The 2,104-nt window shown below is 68.3% G+C and carries 1 protein-coding gene; it reads right to left on the minus strand.

Annotated elements, in window-relative coordinates:
* Positions 1 to 105: 105 nt before the first annotated feature.
* A partial coding sequence (gene infB, locus GT030_RS11015) for a translation initiation factor IF-2 (protein ID WP_161200943.1) occupies positions 106 to 2,104 on the minus strand: 1,999 nt, incomplete at its 5' end.

A 2,104-nucleotide genomic window follows, 5' to 3' on the forward strand; every position in this document is an offset into this window, starting at 1 on the left:
GAGACGGGTGGGCGGGTGGGCAAAAGGAGGTCTGGGAGCGGAGCCCCCAGGGACGGCGCGTCGGCCGACAGGTACAGGACCCGTCGGCCGACGCACAGCGCAGCGTTACGCTCGCGGCTTCTCGCGCATCTCGTACGTCGCGATGACGTCGTCGACCTTGATGTCGTTGAAGTTTCCGAGGTTGATACCACCCTCGAAGCCTTCGCGGATCTCGGTGACGTCGTCCTTGAAGCGACGCAGACCGGAGATGTTGAGGTTCTCCGCGATGACCTTGCCGTCGCGGAGGAGGCGCGCCTTGGTGTTGCGCTTGACCTCGCCCGACCGGACCAGGACACCGGCGATGTTGCCCAGCTTGGACGACTTGAAGACCTCGCGGATCTCCGCCGTGCCGAGCTCGACCTCCTCGTACTCCGGCTTGAGCATGCCCTTGAGGGCCGCCTCGATCTCCTCGATGGCCTGGTAGATCACCGAGTAGTACCGAACGTCGACACCCTCGCGCTCCGCCATCTGCGCCGCGCGGCCCGCGGCGCGGACGTTGAAGCCGATGACGATGGCGTCGGAGCCGGTCGCCAGGTTGATGTCGGACTCGGTGACCGCACCCACACCGCGGTGCAGGATGCGGATGTCGACCTCTTCGCCGACGTCGAGCTGGAGCAGCGAGGACTCGAGAGCCTCCACCGAACCGGACGCGTCGCCCTTGATGATGAGGTTGAGTTCCTGCACCAGACCGGCCTTGAGGGCCTCGTCCAGGTTCTCCAGGGAGAACCGGACACCGCGCCGGGCGAAGTTGGCGTTGCGCTCGCGCGCCGCCCGCTTCTCCGCGATCTGACGGGCCGTACGGTCCTCGTCGACGACCAGGAAGTTGTCGCCGGCGCCCGGGACGTTGGTGAGACCGAGGACGAGGACCGGGGTCGAGGGACCCGCCTCTTCCACGTTCTCGCCCTTGTCGTCGAGCATCGCGCGGACACGGCCGTACGCGTCGCCGACCACCATGGTGTCGCCGACCCGCAGGGTGCCTCGCTGGACCAGGACGGTCGCGACGGCACCACGGCCGCGGTCGAGGTGGGACTCGATCGCGATGCCCTGCGCGTCCTGGTCCGGGTTGGCCCGCAGGTCGAGCGAGGCGTCCGCGGTCAGGACCACGGCCTCGAGCAGGCTCTCGATGTTGAGGCCCTGCTTGGCGGAGATGTCGACGAACATGGTGTCGCCGCCGTACTCCTCGGCCACCAGACCGTACTCGGTGAGCTGACCGCGCACCTTGGTCGGGTCGGCACCCTCGACGTCGATCTTGTTGACCGCGACCACGATCGGCACGTCGGCCGCCTTGGCGTGGTTCAGCGCCTCGACCGTCTGCGGCATGACGCCGTCGTTGGCCGCGACCACCAGGATGGCGATGTCGGTCGACTTCGCACCACGGGCACGCATGGCGGTGAACGCCTCGTGACCCGGGGTGTCGATGAAGGTGATCTTGCGCTCTTCGTCGTTGACCTCGGTCGTGACCTGGTACGCACCGATGTGCTGCGTGATACCGCCGGCCTCGCCCGCGACGACGTTCGTCTTGCGGATGGTGTCCAGCAGTCGGGTCTTACCGTGGTCGACGTGACCCATGACGGTCACGACCGGCGGACGCGCGACGAGGAACTCCTCGCCACCCTCGTCCTCGCCGAACTCGATGTCGAAGGACTCGAGCAGCTCGCGGTCCTCCTCCTCCGGGCTGACGATCTCGATGACGTAGTTCATCTCGCCGGCCAGGAGCTGCAGCGTCTCGTCGGAGACGGACTGCGTGGCAGTGACCATCTCGCCGAGGTTCATCATCACGGCGACGAGCGACGCCGGGTTGGCGTTGATCTTCTCCGCGAAGTCGGTGAGGGACGCACCGCGCGACAGGCGGACGGTCTGCCCGTTGCCGCGAGGCAGCATCACGCCGCCGACCGACGGGGCCTGCATGGCCTCGTACTCCTGGCGCCTCTGACGCTTCGACTTGCGACCGCGACGCGCGGGACCGCCGGGACGGCCGAAGGCGCCCTGCGTGCCACCACGGCCACCCGGACCACCGGGACGACCGCCGAAGCCGGGACGGCCACCGCCGCCACCGCCGGGACGG

Origin of the sequence: Streptomyces sp. SID1328 (assembly GCF_009865595.1) — a bacterium.
Classification (GTDB): Bacteria; Actinomycetota; Actinomycetes; order Streptomycetales; family Streptomycetaceae; genus Streptomyces; species Streptomyces griseoluteus.